This is a genomic window from Micromonospora sp. HK10 (assembly GCF_000982955.1).
Classification (GTDB): Bacteria; Actinomycetota; Actinomycetes; order Mycobacteriales; family Micromonosporaceae; genus Micromonospora.
On record NZ_KQ058878.1, the window covers coordinates 20,223 to 44,453 of the forward strand.

General features: G+C 71.4%; 18 protein-coding genes. 8 read left to right on the top strand and 10 right to left on the bottom strand.

Annotated elements, in window-relative coordinates:
* Positions 1-27 precede the first annotated feature (27 nt).
* The gene (locus LQ51_RS25635; protein ID WP_046570007.1) at positions 28-579 is read right to left on the bottom strand and encodes an NUDIX hydrolase; all 552 of its coding nucleotides are present in this window, start codon (positions 577-579) and stop codon (positions 28-30) included.
* Between the two features lie 141 nt (positions 580-720).
* On the opposite strand from LQ51_RS25635, the gene LQ51_RS31535 reads away from it, so the two are divergent.
* Complete coding sequence (locus LQ51_RS31535; protein ID WP_052745057.1) at positions 721-1,773, top strand: N-acetylglucosamine kinase; 1,053 nt, start codon at positions 721-723, stop codon at positions 1,771-1,773.
* Here the strand turns inward: LQ51_RS31535 and LQ51_RS25645 are convergent.
* The 3 genes from LQ51_RS25645 to LQ51_RS25655 all read right to left on the bottom strand — a co-directional run bounded on the left by LQ51_RS25645 (position 1,753) and on the right by LQ51_RS25655 (position 7,988).
* The gene (locus tag LQ51_RS25645; RefSeq protein ID WP_046570013.1) at positions 1,753-3,147 is read right to left on the bottom strand and encodes a hypothetical protein; all 1,395 of its coding nucleotides are present in this window, start codon (positions 3,145-3,147) and stop codon (positions 1,753-1,755) included. The two genes, LQ51_RS31535 and LQ51_RS25645, sit on opposite strands and share 21 nt — an antisense overlap.
* Before the next feature lie 64 nt (positions 3,148-3,211).
* Positions 3,212-4,360, bottom strand: coding sequence for a fructose-bisphosphatase class II (locus LQ51_RS25650; protein WP_046570015.1), 1,149 nt, complete (start codon positions 4,358-4,360; stop codon positions 3,212-3,214).
* Positions 4,361-4,619: 259 nt separating this feature from the next.
* The gene (locus LQ51_RS25655; RefSeq protein WP_052745058.1) at positions 4,620-7,988 is read right to left on the bottom strand and encodes a GH92 family glycosyl hydrolase; all 3,369 of its coding nucleotides are present in this window, start codon (positions 7,986-7,988) and stop codon (positions 4,620-4,622) included.
* Positions 7,989-8,265: 277 nt separating this feature from the next.
* On the opposite strand from LQ51_RS25655, the gene LQ51_RS25660 reads away from it, so the two are divergent.
* Entirely contained in the window at positions 8,266-8,619 is a 354-nt protein-coding gene (locus tag LQ51_RS25660; RefSeq protein WP_046570016.1) for a DUF1801 domain-containing protein, read from the top strand.
* Between the two features lie 18 nt (positions 8,620-8,637).
* Here the strand turns inward: LQ51_RS25660 and LQ51_RS25665 are convergent, their stop codons facing one another.
* The gene (locus LQ51_RS25665; RefSeq protein ID WP_046570069.1) at positions 8,638-11,010 is read right to left on the bottom strand and encodes a glycoside hydrolase family 95 protein; all 2,373 of its coding nucleotides are present in this window, start codon (positions 11,008-11,010) and stop codon (positions 8,638-8,640) included.
* 402 nt (positions 11,011-11,412) lie between these two features.
* Here LQ51_RS25665 and LQ51_RS25670 point away from each other — a divergent pair, with 402 nt between their 5' ends.
* The 4 genes from LQ51_RS25670 (at position 11,413) to LQ51_RS25685 (ending at position 15,847) form a co-directional block, all read left to right on the top strand.
* Positions 11,413-12,669, top strand: coding sequence for an ABC transporter substrate-binding protein (locus LQ51_RS25670; RefSeq protein WP_046570017.1), 1,257 nt, complete (start codon positions 11,413-11,415; stop codon positions 12,667-12,669).
* Between the two features lie 71 nt (positions 12,670-12,740).
* Positions 12,741-13,694, top strand: a complete 954-nt coding sequence (locus tag LQ51_RS25675) for a carbohydrate ABC transporter permease (protein ID WP_052745064.1) — start codon at positions 12,741-12,743, stop codon at positions 13,692-13,694.
* The gene (locus LQ51_RS25680) at positions 13,691-14,560 is read left to right on the top strand and encodes a carbohydrate ABC transporter permease (RefSeq protein WP_046570018.1); all 870 of its coding nucleotides are present in this window, start codon (positions 13,691-13,693) and stop codon (positions 14,558-14,560) included. Before LQ51_RS25675 ends, LQ51_RS25680 begins: the two co-directional genes overlap by 4 nt.
* 135 nt (positions 14,561-14,695) lie before the next feature.
* Positions 14,696-15,847, top strand: coding sequence for a sialidase family protein (locus LQ51_RS25685; protein ID WP_231605885.1), 1,152 nt, complete (start codon positions 14,696-14,698; stop codon positions 15,845-15,847).
* 125 nt (positions 15,848-15,972) lie between these two features.
* On the opposite strand, the gene LQ51_RS25690 is transcribed toward LQ51_RS25685, so the two are convergent.
* Positions 15,973-17,511, bottom strand: a complete 1,539-nt coding sequence (locus LQ51_RS25690; protein ID WP_082159647.1) for a glycoside hydrolase family 43 protein — start codon at positions 17,509-17,511, stop codon at positions 15,973-15,975.
* Between the two features lie 176 nt (positions 17,512-17,687).
* Here LQ51_RS25690 and LQ51_RS25695 point away from each other — a divergent pair, with 176 nt between their 5' ends.
* Complete coding sequence (locus LQ51_RS25695; protein ID WP_082159648.1) at positions 17,688-19,388, top strand: CocE/NonD family hydrolase; 1,701 nt, start codon at positions 17,688-17,690, stop codon at positions 19,386-19,388.
* On the opposite strand, the gene LQ51_RS25700 is transcribed toward LQ51_RS25695, so the two are convergent.
* On the bottom strand, positions 19,369-20,301 hold the full coding sequence (locus LQ51_RS25700) for a PaaX family transcriptional regulator (RefSeq protein WP_231605886.1): 933 nt from the start codon (positions 20,299-20,301) through the stop codon (positions 19,369-19,371). The two genes, LQ51_RS25695 and LQ51_RS25700, sit on opposite strands and share 20 nt — an antisense overlap.
* A gap of 305 nt (positions 20,302-20,606) precedes the next feature.
* Here LQ51_RS25700 and LQ51_RS25705 point away from each other — a divergent pair, with 305 nt between their 5' ends.
* Complete coding sequence (locus LQ51_RS25705) at positions 20,607-21,716, top strand: RICIN domain-containing protein (protein ID WP_046570021.1); 1,110 nt, start codon at positions 20,607-20,609, stop codon at positions 21,714-21,716.
* Positions 21,717-21,839: 123 nt separating this feature from the next.
* Here LQ51_RS25705 and LQ51_RS25710 read toward each other — a convergent pair whose 3' ends face one another.
* From LQ51_RS25710 to LQ51_RS32985, 3 genes are read right to left on the bottom strand one after another with little or no spacing between them, the layout of a single operon-like run.
* Positions 21,840-22,652 (bottom strand): ABC transporter ATP-binding protein, encoded by an 813-nt coding sequence (locus LQ51_RS25710; protein ID WP_046570022.1) that lies wholly within the window; start codon positions 22,650-22,652, stop codon positions 21,840-21,842.
* Positions 22,645-23,460, bottom strand: a complete 816-nt coding sequence (locus LQ51_RS25715; RefSeq protein WP_046570024.1) for an ABC transporter permease — start codon at positions 23,458-23,460, stop codon at positions 22,645-22,647. The genes LQ51_RS25710 and LQ51_RS25715 overlap by 8 nt, the downstream gene beginning before the upstream one ends.
* On the bottom strand, positions 23,457-24,227 hold the full coding sequence (locus tag LQ51_RS32985) for an ABC transporter permease (RefSeq protein ID WP_046570025.1): 771 nt from the start codon (positions 24,225-24,227) through the stop codon (positions 23,457-23,459). The genes LQ51_RS25715 and LQ51_RS32985 overlap by 4 nt, the downstream gene beginning before the upstream one ends.
* Between the last annotated feature and the right edge of the window lie 4 nt (positions 24,228-24,231).

Sequence of the window (24,231 nt, forward strand, 5' to 3'; positions counted from 1 at the left end):
TCGTCTACCGGTGGCCGGCAAGAAACGCTACAACATGGCCAGCGCGTCGAGGGCCAGATACGCCAGGTCGACGTCGATGGTCTCGCCGGCCCGCAGTAGCTCACGGAACTGGACCGGTGGCACGAGTACGACCTCGACGAATTCCTCCGCGTCCAACTGCTGCGCGCGTTCCGGACGGCAGTCGCGTGCGACCCCGCAGTATTTGCGGGCCGTGCAGTACGAGTCGCCGTAGCACTGCCCGACGATGTCCACCCGGCCCGCGTACCCCGTCTCCTCCAGCAGCTCGCGGGCGCCGGCGTCGGAAGGGTCCTCACCGTCCTCCAGATAGCCGCCGGGCAACTCGTAGATGAACCGCCCCGGCCCGGGCCGGAACTGTCGGGTGAGGATCACCTCGCTCGTGGGCGTGAGCGCGAGCACGGCAACGGTGTCCCGTTCGGCGCGGATGCTGAAGGTTTCGTCCCGACCGGAGGGGAGACGGTAGTCCACCTCCACGACGGCCCGGCCGAAGCGCTCGTAGGCCGTGCGGCGGCGGAGCTCCCGCCACGGTACGGCAAGACGGCTGTCGGGTCCGCTGTCCACGGCTCACTCAGCCGTCGATCCCGACCGGCACCCACAACGGCCGCTGACCCGTGCCCTTCCGGGGCCGCGCGACCGAGGGTGCCGCCGCGTCGTCCGGAAACGGAACCGGGAGCATGCTGCGCATCGGGATATTATTCGGCGATGGAGGCGATCCCGCAGCCCGGAAACGCCGACGCGGACTGTTGGATCATCGTCGAGGGTGGTGGCAGCCGCACCACGGTGGTGGTGACCGGCCCGGGTCCCGGTCGGGCCGATGGAGACAGCACCAACCCGCGCAGCGTCGGCCCGGCGCAGGCGGCGCGGACCCTGCATGACCTCGTCGCCACGGCGCTCGCGGCCGCCGACACCCGGCCGGACGCCGTGACGTTCGCCGTGGCGTCGCACGGTGCCGCCTCGACCACGGCGGCGGCGGACGAGTTCGCCCACCTCCTGGACGGCGCGCTGCGGCAGGCCGGCGTCGCGGCCCCGGTCGCGGTCACGGGGGACATCCTGCCGCTGCTCTTCGGCGTGGACGCGACGCTGACGGTCGCCGTGATCGTGGGGACCGGCACGGAGTACCTGGCCCGGCACGGCACCGACCGGTTCGCGGCGGCCAGCGGACTGGACTATCTGCTGACCGACGAGGGCGGCGGGTTCGACCTCGGGCTGCAGGGGCTGCGGGCGGTGGCCCGGGCGCTGGACGGACGGGGCCCGGCGACGGCGCTGACCGGGTCGGCCCGGGACTGGTGCGGCGGTTCCCCATCCGGTTCGCTGCGCGAGGACCTGTTCCGAAAGGTCTATCAGACGCCTGCCCGCCCCACGGTGGCGTCGTTCGCGCGGAGCGTTCTCACCGTCGCCGCGCACGGGGATCCGGTTGCCGGCGCTCTCGTCGACAACGCCGTCGGCGAGGTGCTGGTCGGGGTCCGGACCGTGCTACGCGCGGTAGGTGCCGACGGCGGCCAGCCGACGCTGATCCTTTCCGGCTCGTTGGCCAGCACCGACAACGCCTTCCGGGAGCGCCTGCTGACCCGGCTCGTCGCCGAGCTGTCGGCGGCGCAGATCGTCACCCACGACGACAGCGCGTTGGCGCCCGCGGTGCGACGCCTCGGCGAGCTGGTGCTGGCGCACCGCGACGACCTCGGTCGACTGCGTCGGGCCGGACCGGTGGTGCTGCTGGGATCCGCACCGGCCGCCTCACCGCGTGGCGCGTCTTAGCGCCAGCCACACCAGGACCAGCGGTGCGACGATGAGCGCGCCGGAAACGCCCAGTCGGCTCCAGGCGTGCTCGTCCGCCCAGTCGCCTATCTGTTCCACGAAGCTGGGAATCTGGACGACGGCGAGGACGACCGCGAGCACGGCGATGAGCGAGTCCCGGCGGGAACGTTCCCGCTCCTCGTGCACGCGGTGCAGGCTGACCGCCAGCGCCCCGTACTTGTCCATGTGCCTGGTCAGCGCGTTCAAGGCGCGGTTGCTGGACCGGTTGCTGATGATCTGCTCGTCCAGCGCCCGGTTGCGGGCCTCGACGAGCTGCTCCCGGAAGTTGACGATCCGATCCAACAACCGGGTGTGCCGGATGTGGAGCCGGATCATGTCGACCTGCTCGCCCGCGGTGACGTCCTGACGGGTGCTGAGTTCGCCGAGCGCATCCCGGTAGCGCTCGCTGAGATCCTCGGCGATCGCGGCCCGCAGCACCCCGCTGCACCAGACGAAGATCGAGGAGGAGTCGTACCCGTACTGCCGCAACCGGAAGTCGGAGCGGTCGCGCAGCCAGGCCGGCAGATGGGCCATCTCCAGGCAGCAGTCGGCGTTGACGAAGACCATGTGGTCGTCGAAGAAGCTGAAACCTGATCGCACCAGCCCGTAGATCTGCTGCCGGCTGCGGCGCAGCCACAGTCCGTCTTCCTTGAAGTGGTCGGAGCTGTAGGACAGGATCGCGGAAATCTCCCACGCGTACTCCGCCGACTCGCGGATGCCCTCGTACAGGCTGGTGGTCTCCCGTCCATCGGTGCCGTCAAGGTTCCAGATCTGGATCGCGAACGACCCGGGAACCGACCAACTGCGCTCGATCTCGTCGGCGGTGATGCCGATCTGCGCCACGATGGCCGCTGCCGACTGCTGCCGGAGCGTCCCGGCGACATCCGGATCGGCGAGCAGTGACAGGAACCGCAACAGGCGGTCCACCGTGAGCGGCGCGTTCAGCTCCACTCCGACCCGCTCCGGACGCGGCATGGACAACAGGATCGGAATGGCCGACACCACGTACTCCTCGCCGAGCCACAGCACGGACTGCTGCAATCTCGACGCGTGGCTGCTGTGCACGATGCGGGCCAGCGCGGCCGGGATCGGTCCGGCATCGATGAAGGTGGAGTACTCCAGCCCGGCTCCCGGTCGCAGCTTCGAGGCGTACGACCGGTCGTCGTCGATCGCCTGGAGGGCGCCGCGCTCAAACGCCGTGGACAGGTGCGCCGGGGAGGCCAGGCGGTGGGCGTGATAGCAGATGACCGTGCAGCCACTGATCGAGAGGCGGTCGGTGCTCGGAGGTGCCGGCACGTCGTTCGGCGAGGCGAGGATGGTCGTGTCGTAGTTCACTGGTACCTACCTTCGCTGGCGACGCGGCGGGAGGTCGCCGAGGGGGCCTGATCGTCGGGGGCGGTCAGCGGTAGTGGACGTCGATCCGGGTCACCTGCCCGCCCGGCTCCAGGAGCAGCCCCTGGGTACGGCCGCCGCTCGCCGGGCCCGCTCCGGCGAGGCCCAGCATCGGCTCGTCCGTCACGGCGAAGATCGCCGCCAGCCGGGCGCTGCCCGCCGGAACGAGGTCGGCGCTGGTGTACTGCCGGTCCGTACGCCACCCGGCTGCCGTCAACTGCCGCTCCTCCTCGTCGGTGAAGGCGAAGAGGGGGTCGAGCGTCACCGACGCCGGGTGGCGTCGCGGCCCCGCCACCGAAGCGACCCGGAAGACGAAACCGTGATCGGGTGCCACGAGATCGAGCAGGAGGGCGGCGAAGGCCAACTCGGACAGTCCGATGCTGCCGACCATGGCGTCGATCCGGGGTTCGGCGAGACCGGCGAGGGTGAGCAGGTACGGCGGCTCGATCGTCACCAGTGGCGGCACGATCACCCGGCCCACGGCGGGCCGCATGAGGTCCACGAGCGTGCGGTGCAACGGCTTCCCGGCGATCGAGTGGGTGAAGACGGTCAGCGTGTCGAGGGGCTTCCCGGTCGCGTCCGCGATCCGCCGGAGGATCGGCAGCGCATGCGTCTCCGGCGTGGTCAGCACGTCCAGCTCGGGCAGGACCGGCTGGGGCGCGAGTACGGCGTACGCGGAGAGGTCCGGCACCGGCCGCAGCCCACCGCCCAGGCCACCCAACGCGAGCGCCCCCGGCTCGCCCAGCACCGCCAGCGTGGTGCCGTCGACGTAGTCGAAGACGCCGTCGAGGACGCCGTCGCCACCCGTCTGCCGGCCCAGGGTCTGCCCGCTGCTGGCCCCGGGGCTGCCGTCGCGCTCTCCTTCGCCGGCGGTCACCCGGATCCGCAGCGCGGACCGGTTGAAGACGGCCTCGGCGGCCGCCGTCGCCGCCCCGTCGACCCTCGTCTTGCCGAGCGCGACGGGAACCTGGGCCGTGTCGGCGTTGGCCGCCGCCAGCGCGGCCGCGGACATGGCCGCGATCAGCGCGGACCGTTCGGGTAGCGGGGCCGGCGACCCGCCCTGCACCGTCGCGTGCGCCACCCTCGCCCGCACCTCGACGATCCGCTCATCCAGCGACCGGATCATCTCCTGCAGTTCGTCGTCGGCTTCGGCCATCGGTGTCCTCTCGTCGCCCGGCGATGAAAGCGTTCGCGCACGGCGTGGCACTCGACCCGGAGGAAGGTGAAGCCGTCGCAGCCCTGTCGTCGACCCACAGTGACACGGCCGAAACAGTCTGGCGATAGACCGACCGGATCATCAGCCGGAGCTGTCAGGAGGACACCCGGGTCTGGTCGGAGTGTCCGGCGCCGGGCGCGGCCGGGCGCCCGGACAGCTCACTCGTCTGTCCGGGCGCCGGGCGCGGCCCGGTGTCGGCTCAGCCGGTGCCGACCGCGAAGACGTGCTGCTGCCCGAAGGTGTTGCTGGGCAGCGTCACCGTGGCCACCGTCTTGCCGGCGCTGAGCGCGAAGGTGCTGGCGAAGACGTACGTGGTGGCGGTCTGCCGGCCGTAGCGGGCGCTGTTGCGGTAGGCGGCCCGGGCCACCACGGTGTTGCCGTGGCCGACCGCGCGGCTGCCACCGCCGAGGGTCCAGTCGCTGAAGCCGAGGGTGACCTGCTGGGAGGTCCCGTCGGTGTAGGTGATCGTCGCCTGGCCGGCCACCCCGTCGGGCCAGCCGGTGGCCGCTCCGAGGAAGCCGATCTTCGTGGCGCCGGCCACGGGCGCCACGGTGAGGCGCTGACCGTCCGAGCGGTAGTTGTCCCGCTTCCCGGCGGGAAGGCTGGGCCAGACGTAGCTCACCCCGTTGTGGGTGACGGTGGCGCCGGCGCTCAGCCCGGCGGCGGCGAGGGCCTGGCGGGAGTAGCTGTAGCTGGCGCCGTCCACGTCCGCGCCGCCCGGGTACGCGTCGTCGCTGATGCCCGCGTTGGTGCGGTGCCCACCGAATCCGACGTCGAACACGTGCAGCCGGCCGGCGGCCGGCGTCGGCAGCGTCAGCCCGACCACGGTCTTCGCCGGACTGATCGCGAAGGAGGCCGCGAAGAGGTAGGTGGTGACCGGGTCCTTGCCGCCGGCGAGGGCCTGGTTGCGGTACGGCATGGTGGCCGCCACGGTGGTCCCGGGTCGGGGGGTCGTCTGGCCCGCGGCCAGGGTCCAGTCGCTGAAGCCGAGGGCGACCTGCTGGTTCGTGCCGTCCGAGAAGTGGATCGTCGCGGTGCCGGCGGCGCCGTCGACGTGCCCCTCGGCGCTGCCGAGCACCCCGATCGCGGCGGCCCCGGGCGGGCTGCTGACGGTGAGCCGTTGGCCCTGGGCGATGACGTTGTCCGGCTGGCCCGGTTTGACGTTCGGCCAGGTGTAGGTGACGCCGTCGCGGACCAGCCGGCTCCCGGGCACGATGCCTGCGGCGGCGAGCGCCTCGGCGGAGTAGCTCGACGTCCACTGGTCGTAGTTGCTTCCGCCCGGGGCGCCGTCGGCGCTGCTGCCGGCGTTGTCCGCCACGGCCACCGCGTTGGTGTCGTAGGAGGGCGGCGCGGCGGCGGCGTCCGCCGCCCAGGTCGTGTTCGCGGCGGTGCCGAGGGCGACGTCGAGGGTGCCTCCGGTGGTCAGCGCCGTCGTCGGCAGGTATGCCTTGTTCCAGGTGGCGCCGTTGAACTGCATCGACTGGACGAACGGGGCGGACGCCTGGGCGGCCGGTGCGTTGACCGTCAACGTGCCGCCGCCGGGCAGCGTCAGCACGGTCTGCGGGAACATCGGGCTGCCCAGGACGAGATCGGCGGTGCCGGGCACGGCCGGGTACATGCCCAGCGCCGCCCACACGTACCACGACGACATCGAGCCGAGGTCGTCGTTGCCGGGTAGGCCGTCGGGGGCGTTGCGGAACAGTTGGGTCTGGACGCGCCGCACGACCTGCTGGGTCTTGTAGGGCTGGCCGGTGTAGGCGTACAGCCAGGGGGCGCCGAAGCTCGGCTCGTTGCCCATCCAGGCCCCGGAGCCGGCGGTGTTGTTGAGCGTGGTGAAGTGCGTGTCCAGGTACTGGTTCACGGCCGCGTTGCCGCCCTTGGCGGCGGACAGGCCCCGCGCGTTGAACGGCACCATGAGCGTGTACCGCCAGGAGTTGCCCTCGGCCCAGTCGTCGTAGGACGGATCGGTGGGGTCGAAGCCGGGCCGCCACTCGCCCGACTGGCGGCGGGGCTGGACGAACCCGCTGGTGGGGTTCAGCAGGTACCGCCAGCCCTGTGCCCGGGAGGCGAACCGGGCGTGCGTCGCGGTGTCACCCAGCTGCTTGGCGAAGGCCGCCAGGGCGAAGTCGGCGCTGTGGTATTCCAGGGACGTCGCCGTGGTGGCGTTGTGGTTGCAGCAGCCGTAGCCGCCGTCCTCCGGCAGGTAGCCGGGGTCGTCCAGGTAGACGGTGCCCGGTCGGGCGTTGCCGGGCCGCTCGGACTGCGCGACCATCGCGGCGAGCGCCTTGGCCGTGTCGAAGTCGCGTGCCCCGAGGGCGTACATGGCGGCGATGGCCGGCACGGCCGGATCGCCGACCATCATGTACGACTCGCCGTTGGCGACGGACCACTTCGGCAGCCGCCCGCTCTGGTCGTAGTCGTTGAGCATCGACCGCACCAGGTCACTGGCCCGCTTCGGAGCCAGCAACGCGACGAGTTGCACCTGCGACCGGTACACGTCCCAGCCGGAGAAGTTGGCGTACTGGTCGTCCTGGCCGGACGGCAGCGTGCGGACCTGCCCGTCGAAGCCGCGATACTGCCGGTTCGCGTCGCTGAACACGTTCGGGTGCAGCAGCGAGTGGTACAAGGCCGTGTAGAAGATCTTCTGCTCGTCGGTGGTGCCACCGCCGATCCCGACCCGGCCCAGCAGTTGGTTCCAGCCGCTGCGCGCCGCGGCCTGCGTCGCGGCGAAGTCCCAGCCGCTGAGGGTGTCGCGGTTCGTCCGGGCGTTCGCCACGCTGACGAAGGAGATGCCCACCTTGGCCTTGACGACAGAGCCGCTCGGGAAGGTCAGTGCGATCCCGCCGTCGCCGGTGACAAAGGGCCGGGGCGTCCACTTCTGGCTGGCGGTGAAGGCCCGGTCGAAACTCACCGCGAAGTACATCGTGTAGACGTTGTCCTTGGTGCAGAACCGGCCGTCGGTCACCGATCCGGTGATCTCCGTCGTGCTGGCGACCGTCACGCCCGCGTTCGACGCGGCGGCTCCCGCGCTGGCCTTGACCAGCAGAGAGGCGGTCGGGCCGGACGGGAAGGTGAACCGGCCGAGCGCCGAGCGGAGCGAGGTGGTCAGCTCGGTGCGGACGTTGTTCGCCAGCTTCACCGAGTAGTAGCCCGTCGACGCCGACTCGTCGGTGTGCGAGAAGCCGACCGTCGCGTTGTCCTTGTCGGTGGGCAGCGCGCCGGTGACGGGCAGGAAGGGCAGATTGCTGTAGGCGAAGCAGCCCGCCCCGCTCATCCGGTTGACGCTGAAACCGGAGGTGGCGGTCGCGGCGTGGTCGTAGCCGCCGCCGGGCACCCGCGGCGCCGTGTCCGGCGCCCACTGCAGCATGCCGAACGGCATGCTCGGCCCCGGCGAGGTGTTGCCGGCGTCCTTGCCCGCCGCTGATCGCGTACCGATCAGGGGATTGACCAGCGCCGCCGGATCCGACACCAGGGCGACCGCGGCGTGGGCCGGCTCGGCCGGCAGGTAGTAGACGGCGGTGGCCGCGACCAGTGTCGCGGCGAGCAGGCCGGCTTTCAGCCATCTCATGACGTGTGCCTTTCCCCCGTTACGGCCGCTGCGCGCAGCGGCGATTGCCGAGACCGTACCCGCGAGGTCCTTGCCACGCTGACCCGTCGTCGCCGATGAATACAAAACGCCATCAATGCGGGAGCTTTCCCGGTATGGCGGCTAATGCGGCCTGACTGGGGAGAAGAACGGGCCTGGTTGTGCGGGGGGCAGCCACCGGACGGACCTTGACCCTCACGGCTCGCGCGATCATGATGCACCCAGCGGTCCGACCGACGCCGAAGGGAAGCGAACAGCCATGAGCAGTAGCGACGTCGACACGTACGTCGATACCAAGCTTGACCCCCGGTACCGGGAGATCGTCGCCGACCTCCGGGCCCTGGTGGCCGATGCCGCTCCCGAGGCCACCGAATGCCTCACCTATGGTTCGCCCGCCTGGCGTGGCCGGAAGATTCTCGCGGTGATCAGCCCGAGCAAGACCCACCTGACCTTCGCCTTCGAGCGCGGGGCGGAGTTCACCGACCGCCACGGCCTCCTGGAGGGCGTCGGCAAGAAGACCCGCCACGTGAAAATCAAAACGCGCGACGGGATCAACGAGACGGCGCTGCGGGACTACCTCGCCCAGGCCGTCGACCTCGACACGCGCGGCTGAACCCACCCGCGCCGCGCACTAGGCGAGGGTGGCGCGTTCCCCCGCGGCGAGGGTGAGCCGGCGGGCGCGCCGGCTCCCGTCCCGGTCGCGCCACCGGGCTTCGACGGTGGTGTCCGCGGTGGCCACCAGCGTCGCGGTCAGCACGGACCCGTCCGCCCAGGCGAGTTCCTCGACGGTGACCGCGCCCCGGGCCCGCAGGCCGGCCACCGAGCCGGTGGCCCACGCGGTGGGCAGGGCGGGCAGCAGCTCGATGACGGGGGCGGCGTCATGCACGAGGTGGCTCTGCACGAGCAGTTCCGCGACGGCCGCGGTGACGCCGAAGTTCCCGTCGATCTGGAACGGCGGGTGGGCGCAGAGCAGCGAGGGGTACACCCCGCCCTGGTGCTCCGCGCCGGCCGGGGTCAGGTACGCGCCGAGCAGCCGGTGCGCGGCGTCGCCGTCGCCGAGCCGGGCCCACAGGCCGATCTTCCAGGCGATCGACCATCCGGTTCCGGCGTCACCGCGTTCGGTGAGCGACCTGCGCGCCGCCGCCCGCAGCCGGGGATCGCGGGCGATCGTCCGCCCCGGGTAGAGGCCGACCAGGTGGGACAGGTGCCGGTGGTGCGGCTCGACCTCCGGGTACTCGGCCGACCACTCCAGGAGCTGTCCGCGCGAGCCGACCCGTGGCGGCGCCAGCCGGGCCAGCGCGGCGCGTACCTCATGCAGGCCGGCCATCGCCGCGTCGCCGAGCGGTAGCCCGGCGGCCGCCAGCGCCGCCTGCGCCTCCAGGACGAACTCGAACAGCTCACGGGCCAGCGTCAGGTCCATCGCCGTACCGGCGTCGACGCTGGCCGGGCCGTCGCCGGTGCCGAACTCGTTCTCCGGGCTGGTCGACGGTGAGGTCACCAGGTGGCCGTCCGGAGCGTCGACGAGCAGGTCTAGCACGAAGCGCGCCGCGTCCAGCGCGACCGGCAGCGCCACCTCGGCCAGGAAGCCGAGGTCCTGGCCGAAGCGCCAGTGCTCGGCCAGGTGCAGGGACAGCCAGGCTCCGGCCAACGGCCACTGCGCCCACTTCGGGTCACCGTGCCCCTTGCCCACCGGCACGGTGATGCGCCACAGGTCGGTGTTGTGGTGGCAGGTCCAGCCGCGCGCCCGGTAGATCTGGCGGGCCGTGGCGCGGCCGGCCACCGCGAGGTCGGTGACCAGTCGCAGCAAGGGCTGGTGGCACTCGGCCAACGCCGTGGTCTCCGCCGGCCAGTAGTTCATCTGGGTGTTGATGTTCACCGTGTACTGGCAGTTCCACGGCGGCGCCACCTGGTCGTTCCAGATGCCTTGCAGGGTGGCGGGCTGGCTTCCCGGGCGGGAGGCGGCGGCGAGCAGGTACCGGCCGAAGGCGAAGGCCAGCACGCACAGCTGTTCGTCCGGGTCGCCGGCGGCGCGGCGGGCCAGCCGGACGTCGGTGGACAGCTCCGGCGCGGTGGCGTCGAGGACCAGGCGCACCCGGTCCATCAGCGTCCGGTGCTCGGCGACGTGCGCCGCGCGCAGCGCCGCCCACCCGGCCGCGCCCGCCGCGCGCACCTCGGTGGCGCAGCGGTCGAGGCACGCCTCGGCGTCGCGGCCGGGTGGGACGTCCCAGTTCGTGAAGCCGGTGCGGATCGCGACGAGCACCGTCACGGCGGTGGCCGCCCGTACGGTGAGCACCGGCCCGTCGGCACGCTCCTCGATCCGCACGGCGGCCCCGGGCCCTTCGACCGCGGCCGTGCACAGGGCGGCGGCGCGCATCGCCGGGCTCTCCCCGTCGCCCAGCACCACCCCGTCGGTACGCGGCCAGGGCACCACGTGGCGCGGCGCGGTCAGCGCCAGCGCCAGCCCGGCCGGCCCGTACCCCCGGATCTCCGCCCGGGGCTGCGGCGTCGACCACCGCAGGTCCAGCCGGAGGCCGTCCGGGTCCGTCGTGGACAGCCGCACGACCAACACCTGGTGCCCGACGCTCGCGAACACCTCCTGCCGGAGCGGGCCGCGCTCCACCACCGCGACACCGTCGCGCAGGTCCAGCCGGCGCGCGTAGGCCGCGCCGTCCGGGCGGGCCGGACCCAGGTGGCTGATCCGCAGGTCACCGACCGGTTGGTACGCCTCGGCGTCGGCGCCCTGCGTGCCGCGCAGCAGCGATCCCGCCGCCACGGACCGCCCGGCCCGGACCAGGTCGCGGACCTCCTCGAGCAGTCCGGGGGGCACGTCGGGGGGTGCCGTCTCACCCGGACCGGACCAGAAGGTGTCCTCGTTGAGGCTGATCCGTTCGTCCGGGAACCGGCCGTGCACCATGGCGCCCAGCCGGCCGTTGCCCACCGGCAGCGCCTCCTGCCAGCGTTGCGCCGCGGCCAGGAACCTCAGCTCCGGTGGCACCACCCGCATCTGCACGCTCCCGCCCGACGGGCCGCCCCGGACGGCGGCGAGGCCGAGCATGCCAGCCCGGAGTGGGCCGCGGCGACCCCGGCCGCCCGGGAAAAGGGCCGAAACTTTCGGTACCGTCCGGTAAGCAAGCCGCGCTGGTGGCCCGCGGTCCTGCTGGCAGCAGGGTCGTTGACGGATGACGTGGCACTTAGTAGCCTCAGCGAACGAAATCGCGACATGCAAATGTCTCGATAATTTTCACAGCGCCGACCGGCGATTCCGCCAACGACGGGGCCACCGCTGACCCGTCGATGCGGCCACTCGCCAGCGCCTGTCCGCGGTGTCCACCGCGGGTGGGACCGCCACCCCGATCCGCGCGGTCAGCCCGACCGCCGCGGCTCACGATCACCGTATGGAGGGCCGTTGAAACGCCTCCTGACCACCGCAGCCATCTTCGCCACCGTCGCGCTCACCGCCGCCGGCTGTGGGGGATCGGGTGGCAAGTCCGACTCGAAGACCTTCGAGTTCTGGTCGTTCACCAACATCAACCAGAAGGGCGACGTCGACGTCTACACCAAGGCGCACCCGGACGTGCACGTCAAGCTCACCGAGGTGGGCAGCACGACCGAGACCGCCCAGGCGCTCACCACCGCGCTGGCCGGTGGCAAGGTGCCCGACCTGGTGCTGATCCAGGCCGACGACCTGCCGAAGTTCATGCAGTCTCCGGACAACTTCGTCGACCTCACCACGATGGGCGCCGGCGACATCAAGGGCAACTACCTCGACTGGGTGATGGCGCAGTCGACCACCCAGGACAACAAGATCATCGGTGTGCCGACCGACGTCGGCGGCCTGGCGGTCGCCTACCGTACGGACCTGTTCAAGGCGGCCGGCCTGCCCACCGATCGGGAAGAGGTCGCCAAGCTCTGGCCGACCTGGGACGACTTCATCAACGTCGGCAAGACGTACGTCCAGAAGACGGGCAAGCCGTTCGTGGACAACACGCCGACCAGCGTCTTCTTCCAGGCGGTCAACCAGGGCAGCGAGCGCTACTACAGCGCCGACCGCAAGCTGGACTACGGCAACGCCCAGGTCAAGGCGGCGTTCGACCTGACCCTGAAGGCCTTCTCCGCGGGCATCTCCGCCAAGCAGGGGTCGTTTTCGACCGGCTGGACCGCGGCCATGAAAAAGGGCGACTACGCGGTGGTGTGCTCGCCGTCCTGGATGCTCAGCCAGATGAAGACGAACGCCCCTGAGACGAACGGCAAGTGGGACATCGCCACCATTCCCGGTGGCTCGGGGAACTGGGGTGGCAGCTTCCTCGCCATCCCCAAGCGCGCCAAGAACCCGAAGGCGGCATGGAACTACATCTCCGAGATGCAGTCGCCCAAGGGCCAGCTGGACCACTTCCTGATGCAGGGGTCGCTGCCCACCACGCCGTCGGTCTACACGGACCCGCAGCTGGTCGGCAGGACCGACCCGTTCTTCAGCAACGCGCCGATCGGCAAGATCTACACCCAGTCGGTGCTGGGGATCAAGCCGTTCTACTTCGGTCCGCAGGACGGCCCGATCGGCACCGAGTTCCTCAACACGCTCACCAGCGTCGAGCAGGGCAAGGTGGAGCCGGCAAAGGCCTGGGACACCGCGCTGACCAATGTCAAGAACGCGATACGCGGCTGACGGACGACTGATGCGCCGCAGTCGGGTCTCGCCCGGCTGCGGCGTCTCGGGAAGGTGACGCCTTGACCACCATGCTCAGCCCGGCCGCCGCCGCACCGCACCTGCGGACACCCGGCCGCCGGCGGCGGGTCCAGCAGAGCGTACGGGAGCGGCTGGCGCCGTACGCGTACATCTCGCCGTTCTTCGTGCTCTTCCTGATCTTCGGCCTCTTCCCGTTGCTGTTCACCTTCTACATCTCCCTGTTCGACTGGAACCCGATCGGCGAGCACCGCTTCGTGGGGCTGGAGAACTTCACCGAGCTCGTGCACGACCCGCGCTTCTGGGGGGCGCTGCGCAACACGTTCAGCATCTGGGTGCTGTCGACGGTGCCGCAGCTGCTCCTGGCGCTCGGCCTGGCGCACCTGCTCAACCATGCGCGGCTGCGGCTGGCCACGCTGTTCCGGATGTCGGTGCTCGTTCCCTACGTCACCTCGGTGGCGGCCACGACCATCGTCTTCGCGCAGCTGTTCGACCGGGACTACGGCATGATCAACTGGTTCTTGGAGCTGCTGGGCTTCGAGCACATCGACTTCACCGCGTCGCTGTTCGGCAGCCACATCATGATCGCCACGATGATCGCCTGGCGTTGGACCGGATACAACACCCTGCTGTACCTCGCCTCGCTACAGGCGGTGCCCCGGGAACTGTACGAGGCCGCCGCCGCCGACGGCGCGAACGGCTGGAAGCAGTTCCTGCACGTCAGCATCCCCTCGTTGCGGCCGATCATCGCGTTCACCGTCGTGACGTCGACCATCGGCGGGCTCCAGGTCTTCACCGAGCCGCTGCTGGTCAACCCGGTGGGTGGCCTCACCTGCGGGGCGGCACGGCAGTGCCAGACCGTGACGCTGTACCTCTACGAGCAGTCCTTCGGGCAGTTCCACTTCGGCTACGGCGCGGCCGTCGGGGTCGCACTCTTCGTCATCGTGGTGGCCTTCTCCGCCTTCAACTACCTGCTGGCCACCCGCATCCGCACGGAGCGCCCATGAAGCCAGGACCCGCGACCCCCGCGCCCACGCGGGGCCGGCGGCGCCACGCCAACCGCGTCCCGCTCGCGTCGTACGTGCTGCTCACCCTCATGGGGCTGATCAGTGTCTTTCCGCTCTACTGGATGTTCGTGGTGGCCACCACGGACTCCGCCACGGCGACGAGCCTCCCACCGCACCTCACCCCCGGCGGCAACTTCCTGCACCTGGCGAAGCTGGTGTTCACCATCGTGCCGTTCGTGCAGTCCCTGCTGAACAGCCTCATCGTCGCCACCACGATCGCCGTGGGCCAGGCGGTGCTCTGCGCGTTGGCCGGCTTCGCGTTCGCCAAGCTGTCCTTTCCGGGACGCAACACGCTGTTCCTGATCGTCGTGCTGACCATGACGGTGCCGGCGCAGTTGGCCGTGGTCCCGCAGTACCTGATCATCTCCCAGTTCAACTGGGTGGACACCCTGCAGGCGGTGATCGTGCCCGGGTTGGTCAGCGCGTTCGGCATCTTCTGGATGCGCCAGCACATCGGCAGCAGCATCGACGACGAGTTGATGCACGCGGCGCGCGTGGACGGCGCGACCACCTGGCAGATCTTCTGGCGGATCGCCTTCCCGCTGGTCCGACCGGCGGCGTTCGTGCTCGGGCTGTTCACCTTCGTCTACGCGTGGAACGACTTCCTGTGGCCGTTCATCGTGTTGAAGTCGCCGGAGAACTACACCGTCCAGATCGCCATCAAGGCGTTGCAGCAGAACCGGGACATCGACCTGGGTCTGGCCATGTCGGGCTCATTCCTGGCCACCATTCCGCTGCTGGTGCTCTTCGTCTTCGTCGGGCGCCGCCTCGTGCAGGGAATCATGGAGGGCGCGTTCAAGGGATGAGCTGCCGCCGCTGTTCCTGGGCCCGGCACCGCCGGTCAGCCCGCTCCATCACGTCGTGTCGCCCAACGGGAGGTAACTGTGCGGGATGACATCCGATCCCAGCTGAGCCCGGCCGCCGCTCGACCGGGAGGGCCGGTGCGCGGCCCTCACCTGTCGCGCCGAGCGTTGCTGGGGCAGGGGACGCTCGCGCTCGCCGGATTGTCGCTGGGCCTGTCGGCACCGGCCTTCGCGGCGCCGAAGCCGCCCGGGCCCGGTGGCACGGGCCCGTTCGGGCCGGTGGTGGTGGCGGACCCCGGCAACGGTGCGTCGTACGCCCGCGCCGTGCGGCTCGAGCGATCGAACACCCTGCTGGCGACCTTCCAGCAGTTCGGGGCGCCCGGGTTCCCGATCTTCCGCAGCGACGACGGCGGTCACACCTGGCACCGGCACAGCAACGTGCCGGGCGCCGACGAGGCCGCGGGATGGTGGCTGCAGCCGCACCTGTACGTGCTGCCGCGGGCCTTCGCCGGCCTGCCGAAGGGCGCGGTGCTGTGTGCCGGCAACTCGCTGGACAACTTCTCCAGCACGACGATCCAGCTGTACGCGAGTGTCGACGGCGGGGCCACCTGGACGTTCCTCAGCACGGTCGCCGAGGGTGGCGCGCCGGTCCCGGAGAACGGGTACACGCCGATCTGGGAGCCGTTCCTGCTGCTGCACCGGGACCGGCTCATCTGTTACTACTCCGATCAGCGGGACCCGAAGTACGGGCAGAAGTTGGCCCATCAGACCAGCCGGGACCTGCGCACCTGGGGCCCGGTGGTGAACGACGCGGTCGGCACGGACTACAGCCAACGCCCCGGCATGACCACCGTCGCGCAGGTGCACCACAACCTGTGGGTGATGACGTACGAGGGCGGCGGCGACACCGGCGACAACTTCTACGCCGTCCACTACAAGCTGGCGAAGGACCCGGAGGCGTTCGGTCCGGCACCCGCCCTCGTGCTGCACGACCAGGCCGGCTACGTCCCCTCGGCGGCCCCGGTCGTCTCCTGGTCGGACTCCGGCGGCCCGAAGGGGACGATCGTGGTCACCGCCAACAGCGACCAGGACCTGTTCCTCAACCGCGACCTCGGCGACCCGGACGCCTGGGAGCGGGTGCCCTGCGCGATCCCGGGCGGCTACAGCCGGTTCACCCTGCCGCTGGCGACCACCGGATCGTGGCGCGAACCCGGCCTCGTCCTCGTGGTGACCGGCCCGTACTACGCCGAGAACGGGCCCATCCAGGCCGGGGTGGTGCGACTGCCCTGACCACGACGACGGCCACGGCGGCACCGCGGGGCCGCTGTCCGCGCCCGGCCGCGGCCGGGCGGCCGGCGACACCAGGGGTGGCCCTCCGCCCCGCCCGGCAGCGGGCGGGCGGCGGCGCCGGCCGGTCACCGTGCCGGTCGGTAGTCGAACCAGTCGAACCGGGCGGTTCCCTCGGTGACGTACATGCCGATGACCCGGCCGGTGAATCCGGAGGCGACCTCGGTGGACAGGTAGCGCCCGTCGAGCTCCGCCAGGCAGGACCAGCCGGCCCCGGTCTCCACCTCGAAGCTGATCGTGTCACTCCCGGCGGCGAGGACGCCCACGTTTCCCGCCTGCGTCAGGGCGTCGGACGAGGTGACCGTCGGGGGCAGCACGTTGTCGGTCCGGATGGTCAAGGCCACGGTGACCGGCCCGGCGGGCACCGGGCACTCCCCGAACACCTGACGGAACGGCCCGACCCGGCCGACGACCCGGGCCTGCCCGCGCGCGATCTCCAGGTCGTAGTGGTGCGCCTCGTCGATCCGGATCGTCAGGCCCGATCGCCCGGTGCCGGGATCGATGCGGGCGCTGACCCGGCAGTCGTGGTGCTGTTGGCGGCGGCCGACGATGGTGGCACCGCTGCGGTCCAGGCTCGCCCCGGTCGCGTGCAGGGTCAGCCAGCCGGGCCGGTCGGTCAGCGACCACGCCGAGGCCGACCGGTTCCGGGGAGAGATCCACTGCGCCCCCAGCCGGTCGCCGTCGAAGTCATCCCGGTCGTCCCACCTGCTCGTACCCGCCGCGCCGGTGTCGGTCGGGACCGGGTCGACCACCGGCCACCCGTCGACCCAGCGCACCGGCACCAGGAAGGTCTCCCGACCCAGGACGTGGTACGGCGGCCACTGGCCCCGCGGCCGGATGCCCAGCAGCACCATCCACCACCTGCCGTCGGCGGCCTCGACCAGGTCGGCATGTCCGGTGGCCTGCACCGGACGGTCGGTGCCGCGATGCGTCAGGATCGGATTGGCCGGCCCGGGCTGGAACGGCCCGCGCGGCGAGCGGGCACGGGCGACGCTCACCGCGTGGCCGGTGTGCGTGCCGCCCTCCGAGACCAGCAGGTACCACCAGTCGCCGACCCGGTACAGGTGCGGCGCCTCGGGATACTGGCCACCCGTCCCCGACCACATCGCCACCGGCCCCTCGAACACCTCTCCGGTGCGCGGGTCGATCCGGTACGACTCCACCCCGGACACCGTCAGCCAGCAGTTGCCGTCCTCGTCCCAGGCCAGGGACGGGTCCACGTGGGGCAGGTCCAGGTAGACCGGATCCGACCAGGGGCCGGCCGGGTCGGTCGCCGTCACGATCAGGTGCCGGCCGAGCGTGACATTCGTGGTGACCATCCAGAACCGACCGTCGTGGTGGCGGATCGTGGGCGCGTAGATGCCCCGCGAGGCCAGCGTGTCGGCGGGCAGCTCGAGTTGGCTGGGGCGGTCGAGCACGTTGCCGATCTGGCGCCAGCGGCACAGGTCCCGGCTGTGGAAAATCGGCACGCCGGGCGTGTACTCGAAGCTGGAACACACCAGGTAGTAGTCGTCACCGACCCGGCAGATGCTCGGATCGGGCCAGAAACCCGGGAGGATCGGGTTGCGGTAGCTGAGGGCGTCACCCTCCGCGGGCACCGGTTCCATCTCTCGACCCCTTCCCTGGTACGGGCGCGACGCGGGTGCGCGGCGCGGCGGCCGGCGCCGGGTCAGCATGCGACACGGACGCGTGTCTGCATAGCCCGCCCGGCACGGTGTCCTTCCCGCGCACCGGGTTCCGGGCCGTCGTATCGTCGATCATCTCCGGAACCGAGGAATGAGTGATGACAAGTCTCCGCCGCCGACTGTCCGGTCGGCTCCGGCGTGCCCGCCGCCCTGCGGCCACGGCGCCCCCGTACGCCGTCACCGTGCGGCGCAAGCTGCGCGTACCGATGGACGACGGCGTCGAGCTGATCGCCGACCTCTACCTGCCGGTCGGCGCGGTGGAACCGCCGCTGCCCACGATCGTCATCCGCTCGCCGTACGGCCGGCACGACTCGCTCACCCACGCCTCGGTGCTGGCCGGCGAGGGGTTCACCGTGCTGGTGCAGAGCTGCCGGGGCACGGGCGGCTCCGGTGGCAGGTTCCGGCCCCAGCTCGACGAGCAGCGGGACGGCATGGCCACCCATCGGTGGGTACGCCGGCAGCCCTGGTGCACCGGCACGGTCGCGACGCACGGGGAGAGCTACCTCGGCTACACCCAGTGGGCGGTGGCGGGACGGATGTGGCGCGACGACCCGGCGAACGCCCCGGACGCCCTGTGCCTGAACGTCACGATGGCCGACTTCGGCCCGATCACCTGGACCAACGGGGCCTTCTCGCTGGGCGGCTCGCTCGGCTGGTCGCGCCTGATGGACCTGCGGGGAGTGCGCGGCGCCCTGGTCCGGGCGCGGCTCGCGCGGCGGCCGGACCGGAAGCTGGCCGAAGCCTTCGACGTGCTGCCCCTGTCCCGCGGCGACACCGCGGTGGCCGGCCACCCGATCGGCTGGTACCAGGACTGGTTGACCCACGAGGCGCTCACCGACGACTACTGGACCCAGCAGTCGCACACCGCCTCGGTGCCGGACGTCCGTGCGCCCGTGTACCTGGCCACCGGCTGGTACGACATCTTCCTGCCCTGGCAGCTGCGGAACTACGCCCAACTCGTCGCGGCCGGTCGCCCGCCGCGGCTGACCGTCGGCCCGTGGGGGCACCACAGCGACCAGAACCCGTTTCTCGCCGAGTCGGTCGCCTTCCTCAAGGAACACTTCGCCGGCGCACCGGCGACCCGGCCGGCGCCCGTGCGCGCCTTTCTCACCGGCGCGGAGCAGTGGCACGACCTGCCCGCCTGGCCACCGCCGGGCACCGCGGCGCAGCGGTGGCACCTGCACCCGACCGGGCTGCTCGATCCGGCCGTCCCCGACGCGGGCGTCACCCGGTACAGCTACGATCCCGACCGGCCCACGCCCGCCCTGGGCGGCCCGAGCATGGGCCCGAACCCCGGGCCGGTCGACAACAGCGCGCACGAACGCCGTGCCGACGTGGTCGTCTTCCGCAGCGCACCGCTGGAGCACGCGACCGTCCTCGCCGGGGAGCCGGTCGCCCGGGTCCGGTTCCGCTCGACGGCGGCCAGCGCGGACCTGTTCATCCGGATCTGCGACGTGCACCCCGACGGCCGCTCGATGAGCGTGTGCGACGGCATCCGCCGGATCGGCGGCATCGGCACCGTGGCGACCGACCCGCGGCCCGACGAGGACGGTTTCGTGGCGCTGGACGTGCCGTTGTGGCCGGCATTCCACCGCTTCGCCGCCGGCCACCGCATCGCCGTGCAGGTCAGCTCCGGAGCGCACCCGCGCTACGCCCGCAACCCCGGCACGGGCGAACCCGCCGCCAGCGCGGCCACCACCGTACGGGCGGAGCAGGAGATCTCCCACGACGGCGCCCACCCGTCCCGGATCGACCTGCCGATCTGGACCGGACCGGCCGCTACCCGGCGCCCGCGCTGAGATCCCGGGTGGTGTGCGCGCGGATGCCCAGGTCGGGTGCGTCGGCGAACCGGGCGACGACCGCGCGGACATGCTCCTGGGCGGGCGCGGCGAGGCCGTCGTAGACCGCCACGAACAGTTCCCGGGCGCGGGCCCGGGGCCAACCGGGGGGCATGAGCTGGATCGGCAGCTGCGGGTCGAGGACGGGGAAGCGCCGGTAGGTGTCCATCACCTCGGTGCGGGTCGCGACCGCCCGGGCGCCGGTGATCCGCCCGGCTCGTACGGGCCGGAGCAGCGGCTGCCACCGCTGGATGAAGGTCTCGTACTGGTGGGCGATGGCGGCCACGTCCCAGGCCTCGAGCGGGGACCGGTTGCTCGGGCTGGCCAGGTCCACGTGACGCGCCCGGAAGATGCTCATCGCACCGACGCCGAAGGTCCGCAGGCGGGTCTCGACGGTCGGGTTCAGCGCGTCGGGGGAGACCCACAGCCCGTCGAAGAGCGACGCGAAGCCCAGCCAGCGCAGCTGGTCGCGCAGCGCGCGCCGGTGCCCGTTCGCCTCCTGGGGCAGGGAGAAGGCGACCAGCGTCCAGCACCCGTCCCACGAGTCGGCGCCGGCGGCGAACCCGGCGATCCACGCCCCGCCACTCATCAGCTCGTCGGCGGCCGACCGGGTCAGCCGGTACGAGCTGTGCCGCCCGTCCCGGCAGTTCTCGAGGACCCCCCGGCGGGCCAGCCGGCTGATGGCCGTACGGGCGCCGGCGGTGCTGACCCCGGTCTCGGCGAGCAGCGCGACGATCGCCGCCGAGGGCAGCCAGGCACGCGTACGCGCGGTGTAGTCCGCGATCAGGGTCATCGCCAGGCCCTGCGGCGAACTGCCGGCCTGGCGGCGGGGAAGTCGCACGGCGCCGGCGAGCTCGGGGACCACGTCCTCCATTTCGTACGGCGTTACCACGGATACGCTCCGGTGCTCGGGATCGGGCTGGGCCGCCGACATCGGCAGGTCCATGATTATGCGCGGCGACCCGGGGCGTCCCGCCCCGGCATCGACCCCGGACGTCGTAACCCCTCGGCCAGGAAGGGCCCACGAGGCCGCCGGGGAGGCGGTCATCGACACCGCCCCGGTCCCGTGTTCTAATTACTGCCGTCGATGTTATCGATAACATCCGTCCGCTGAGGACGATGGCTTCCGCGCAGCGTCGTTCTGCGCCCCCTGCCGTACGCGATCTGGAAGGAGCAGGCATGAGAAGAATGACGCGATGGCTCACCGCGGCCGCCGCGATCGCCCTCACGATCGTCGGTGCGGTGGCCCCGGCCCACGCCGAATCCAACGGTGGGGTCCGGGTGATGCCGCTCGGCGACTCCATCACCGAGGGCACGCAGGTGCCGGGCGGCTACCGGATCGGACTGTGGCAGCGCCTCGCCAACGCCCGGTACACCACCGACTTCGTCGGCTCGCAGTTCAACGGGCCCGGCAGTCTGGGCGACCACGACCACGAGGGCCACCCCGGCTGGCGCATCGACCAGATCGACGCCAACATCGTCGGCTGGCTGAACGCCTACCAGCCGCGGACGGTCCTGCTGCACATCGGCACCAACGACATCCTGCAGAACTACAACGTCTCCACGGCGCCGAACCGGCTGTCCGCCCTGATCGACCGCATCACCAACACGGCCCCCGCGGCCGACGTGTTCGTGGCGCAGCTGACTCCGCTGGCCAACAGCGGACAGGAGTCGGCCGTTCGCACCTTCAACGCCGCCATCCCCGGCATCGTGCAGGGCAAGGTGAACGCCGGCAAGCACGTCCACCTCGTCGACATGCACAGCGCCGTGACGACCGGCGACCTGATCGACGGCATCCACCCCACCGCCACCGGCTACGACAAGATGGCCGCCGTCTGGTACGCCGCCCTGCAGGCGGTCCCCGGCAGCATCGGTACCCCGGGCGGCACCGGCGGCGGGTCGACCACCGCGATCGTCGGCGCGCAGTCCGGGCGCTGCCTGGACGTGCCGAACGGCAGCACCACCAACGGCACCCAGGTGCAGCTCTACGACTGCTGGGGCGGCACCATGCAGCGGTGGACCTACACCACGGCCAAACAGCTGCAGGTGCTCGGCAGCAAGTGCCTGGACGCCGAGGGTGGCGCCACCGCGAACGGCACCCGCGTGATCATCTGGGACTGCAACGGTCGGACCAACCAGCAGTGGAACGTCAACGCGAACGGCACGATCAGCGGCGTGCAGTCCGGGCGCTGCCTCGACGCGTACAACTGGGGCACCGCGAACGGCACGAAGATCGTCCTCTGGGACTGCCACGGCGGCACCAACCAGCAGTGGAGCCTGCGGAGTTGAGGCCTTCCGCAACGCTGGTCCCGTCCTGCGGGGCCAGCGTTGCGGTGCGCGGTCCAGAAACCGCCGGTGGCCAGGCCGGTCGTGGTCGCCGGGCGGCTCTGCGGCTGCCCGTCGTCCGTGTGGTCACCGCGCCACCGGTGGCGCCGTGACCGGCCCGCGCTTGGCCCGCTGGATCTGCGCGTAGACGTGGGTCCGCAGCTCGGTGAAGCGGGGCAGGGCCCGGGTGGTGAGCTGATCGCGCTCCGCCGGGAGATCGATCACGAGGTCCTCCTGCACCCGGGTCGGGGAGTTGGACAGCACGAGGACCCGTTGGCCCAGGTACACCGACTCGTCGATGTCGTGCGTCACGAAGATGGTGGAGATGCCGCGGGTCAGGTGCAGCTCGCGTACGAGGTCCTCCAGGTCCGCGCGGGTCTGCGCGTCCACCGCGGCGAACGGCTCGTCCATGATCAGCACTTCGGGTTGGTACGCGATGGCACGGGCGATCGCCACCCGTTGCTGCATCCCGCCGGAGAGCTGCCATGGGTGGCTGTCCGCGGACCCGGCCAGGCCGACCGCCTCGATGGCGTCGGCCACCATCCGCCGGCGTTCGGCGCGGGAGAGTTTCTTGTGGCGAAGCGGAAGCTCCACGTTGCCCTGGACCGTCAGCCACGGGTAGAGGCTGCGGCCGTACTCCTGGAAGACCACCGCCATCGCCGGGCTCGGGCCGGTCACCGGCGAGCCTTCCATCTCGACCAGGCCGCTGGTCGGCCGGAGCAACCCGGCGAGGCACTTCAGCAGGGTGGTCTTTCCGCAGCCGGAGGGACCGACGACGCACATCAGCTCGCCGGGAGCCATGGTGAAGCTGAGATCACCGATCGCCTCGACCTCGCCCTGGGCCGAGGCGTAGACCTTCCGCAGATGCTCGACCCTGAGCAGCGGGCTCCCGTCAGGCACGGGTGATCTCCTTCATTCCGTGGTACCAGCGCAGGACGCGGCGTTCGACGAGACCGAAGGCCACGGCGAGGAGGACGCCGATGAGCCCGAGCAGGAGGATGCCGCTCCACATCTCGGCGACCAGGTAGTTCCGCTGGAAGTAGGCGATCCGGTATCCGAGGCCGGCGGACGAGGCGAACATTTCCGAGATCACCATGAGGATCAGCGCCACCGAGAGCGCCTGCCGTACGCCGGTCATGATGCGCGGACTCGCCGCCGGGAGCACCAGCAGCCACAGCCGTTCCCAGCGGGTGATCCGGAACGAGTCGGCGGTTTCCCGCATCACGCTGTCGGTCGCCCGGACGCCGTCGATGGTGTTCAACAGGATCGGCCAGACCGCGCCGGACACGATGACGACGACCCGCATCGTGTCGGTGATGCCGAGCAGGAGCATCATGACCGGGATCAGCACCGGCGGCGGCAGCGCCCGGAAGAACTCCAGCAGCGGCTCGAGGAGTTCGCGGAGCAGGCGGAGCCGGCCGATGACGACACCGGCCGCGACGCCGAGGAGGATGGACGCGACGAGGCCGAGGGCGAGCCGGTACAGGCTCGGCAGTACGTCGTCGACGAACGCCGGGCCGATCCAGGTCCGCCGGAACGCGTCGAGGATGGTGAGCGGGCCGACGAAGAACCGGTTCGTCGACCCGGCCGACCAGATGCCCCAGAGCAGCACGGTCAGCACGGGCAGCCCGAGCGCGAACAGGACGTTCTCGACGGCCCGGAGGACCGGGCCGGGCAGCCGGGCTTTTTTCGCGCCGAGGGCGGTCATCGGGCGGCCCCCTCGGCGAGCACCGACTGGTGCCAGGCCAACGAGCGGCGTTCGACGAAGCGGAACACGACGTTCACCAGCAGACCGAGCAGCCCGGTGACCGCGACGAGCCCGTACAGGCCGACGGCGTCCCCGGCGGAGCGGGAGAGCTCGATCATGCGCCCCAGGCCGGGGTTGCCGATCACCATCTCCGCGGTGACGGCCAGGATGAGTGCGACCGCCGCGGCGAGGCGCAGGCCGGTCAGCAGGTACGGCAGGGCGGTCGGCAGGACCAGGTACCGCAGGCGCTCGCGGCGGGTGAGGCGGAAACTGCGTGCGGTGTCCCGGGCCACCGTGTCGACATCGGCGACCCCGTAGATCACCTGCACGAACACCTGCCAGAACGCGGCGTAGACGATGATGACGAGGGCGGCGCGCAGGTGCAGGCCGAACATCAGCACGGCGAGCGGGATCAGCGCGACCGACGGCACCGGTCGCAGGAACTCGACCATCGTGTGCGTCGCCCGCCGGAGGAACGGCACCAGCCCGATCCCCGCGCCCAGCACGACCGCCGCGAACGTCGCCATCGCCAGGCCGGTCGCCCACGCCGTCATGGTGTACGAGAGCCGCCGCCAGAACGCGAGGTCCCGCAGCTCATGGAAGAGCCAGCCGAGCACGTCCGTGACGTACGGCAGGTACTGCGGGTCGACCAGTCCCAACGTCGGGATCAGTTGCCAGCCGACGAGGAACCCCAGCAGGCCGAGGGCGCCCAGCAGAACCTTCCGCACGGCC

Bases quoted from the DNA above. Each gene is read 5' to 3' on its own strand.
- LQ51_RS25660 (WP_046570016.1), top strand. From the start codon at position 8,266: ATGAGCAGTAGCGACGTCGACACGTACGTCGATACCAAGCTTGACCCC.
- LQ51_RS25700 (WP_231605886.1), bottom strand. From the start codon at position 20,301: ATGGAGGACGTGGTCCCCGAGCTCGCCGGCGCCGTGCGACTTCCCCGC.
- LQ51_RS25650 (WP_046570015.1), bottom strand. From the start codon at position 4,360: ATGGCCGAAGCCGACGACGAACTGCAGGAGATGATCCGGTCGCTGGAT.
- LQ51_RS25665 (WP_046570069.1), bottom strand. From the start codon at position 11,010: ATGCGGGTGGTGCCACCGGAGCTGAGGTTCCTGGCCGCGGCGCAACGC.
- LQ51_RS25715 (WP_046570024.1), bottom strand. From the start codon at position 23,460: ATGACCGCCCTCGGCGCGAAAAAAGCCCGGCTGCCCGGCCCGGTCCTC.
- LQ51_RS25655 (WP_052745058.1), bottom strand. From the start codon at position 7,988: ATGAGATGGCTGAAAGCCGGCCTGCTCGCCGCGACACTGGTCGCGGCC.
- LQ51_RS25675 (WP_052745064.1), top strand. From the start codon at position 12,741: ATGCTCAGCCCGGCCGCCGCCGCACCGCACCTGCGGACACCCGGCCGC.
- LQ51_RS25705 (WP_046570021.1), top strand. From the start codon at position 20,607: ATGAGAAGAATGACGCGATGGCTCACCGCGGCCGCCGCGATCGCCCTC.
- LQ51_RS25680 (WP_046570018.1), top strand. From the start codon at position 13,691: ATGAAGCCAGGACCCGCGACCCCCGCGCCCACGCGGGGCCGGCGGCGC.
- LQ51_RS31535 (WP_052745057.1), top strand. From the start codon at position 721: ATGGAGGCGATCCCGCAGCCCGGAAACGCCGACGCGGACTGTTGGATC.
- LQ51_RS25695 (WP_082159648.1), top strand. From the start codon at position 17,688: ATGACAAGTCTCCGCCGCCGACTGTCCGGTCGGCTCCGGCGTGCCCGC.
- LQ51_RS25690 (WP_082159647.1), bottom strand. From the start codon at position 17,511: ATGGAACCGGTGCCCGCGGAGGGTGACGCCCTCAGCTACCGCAACCCG.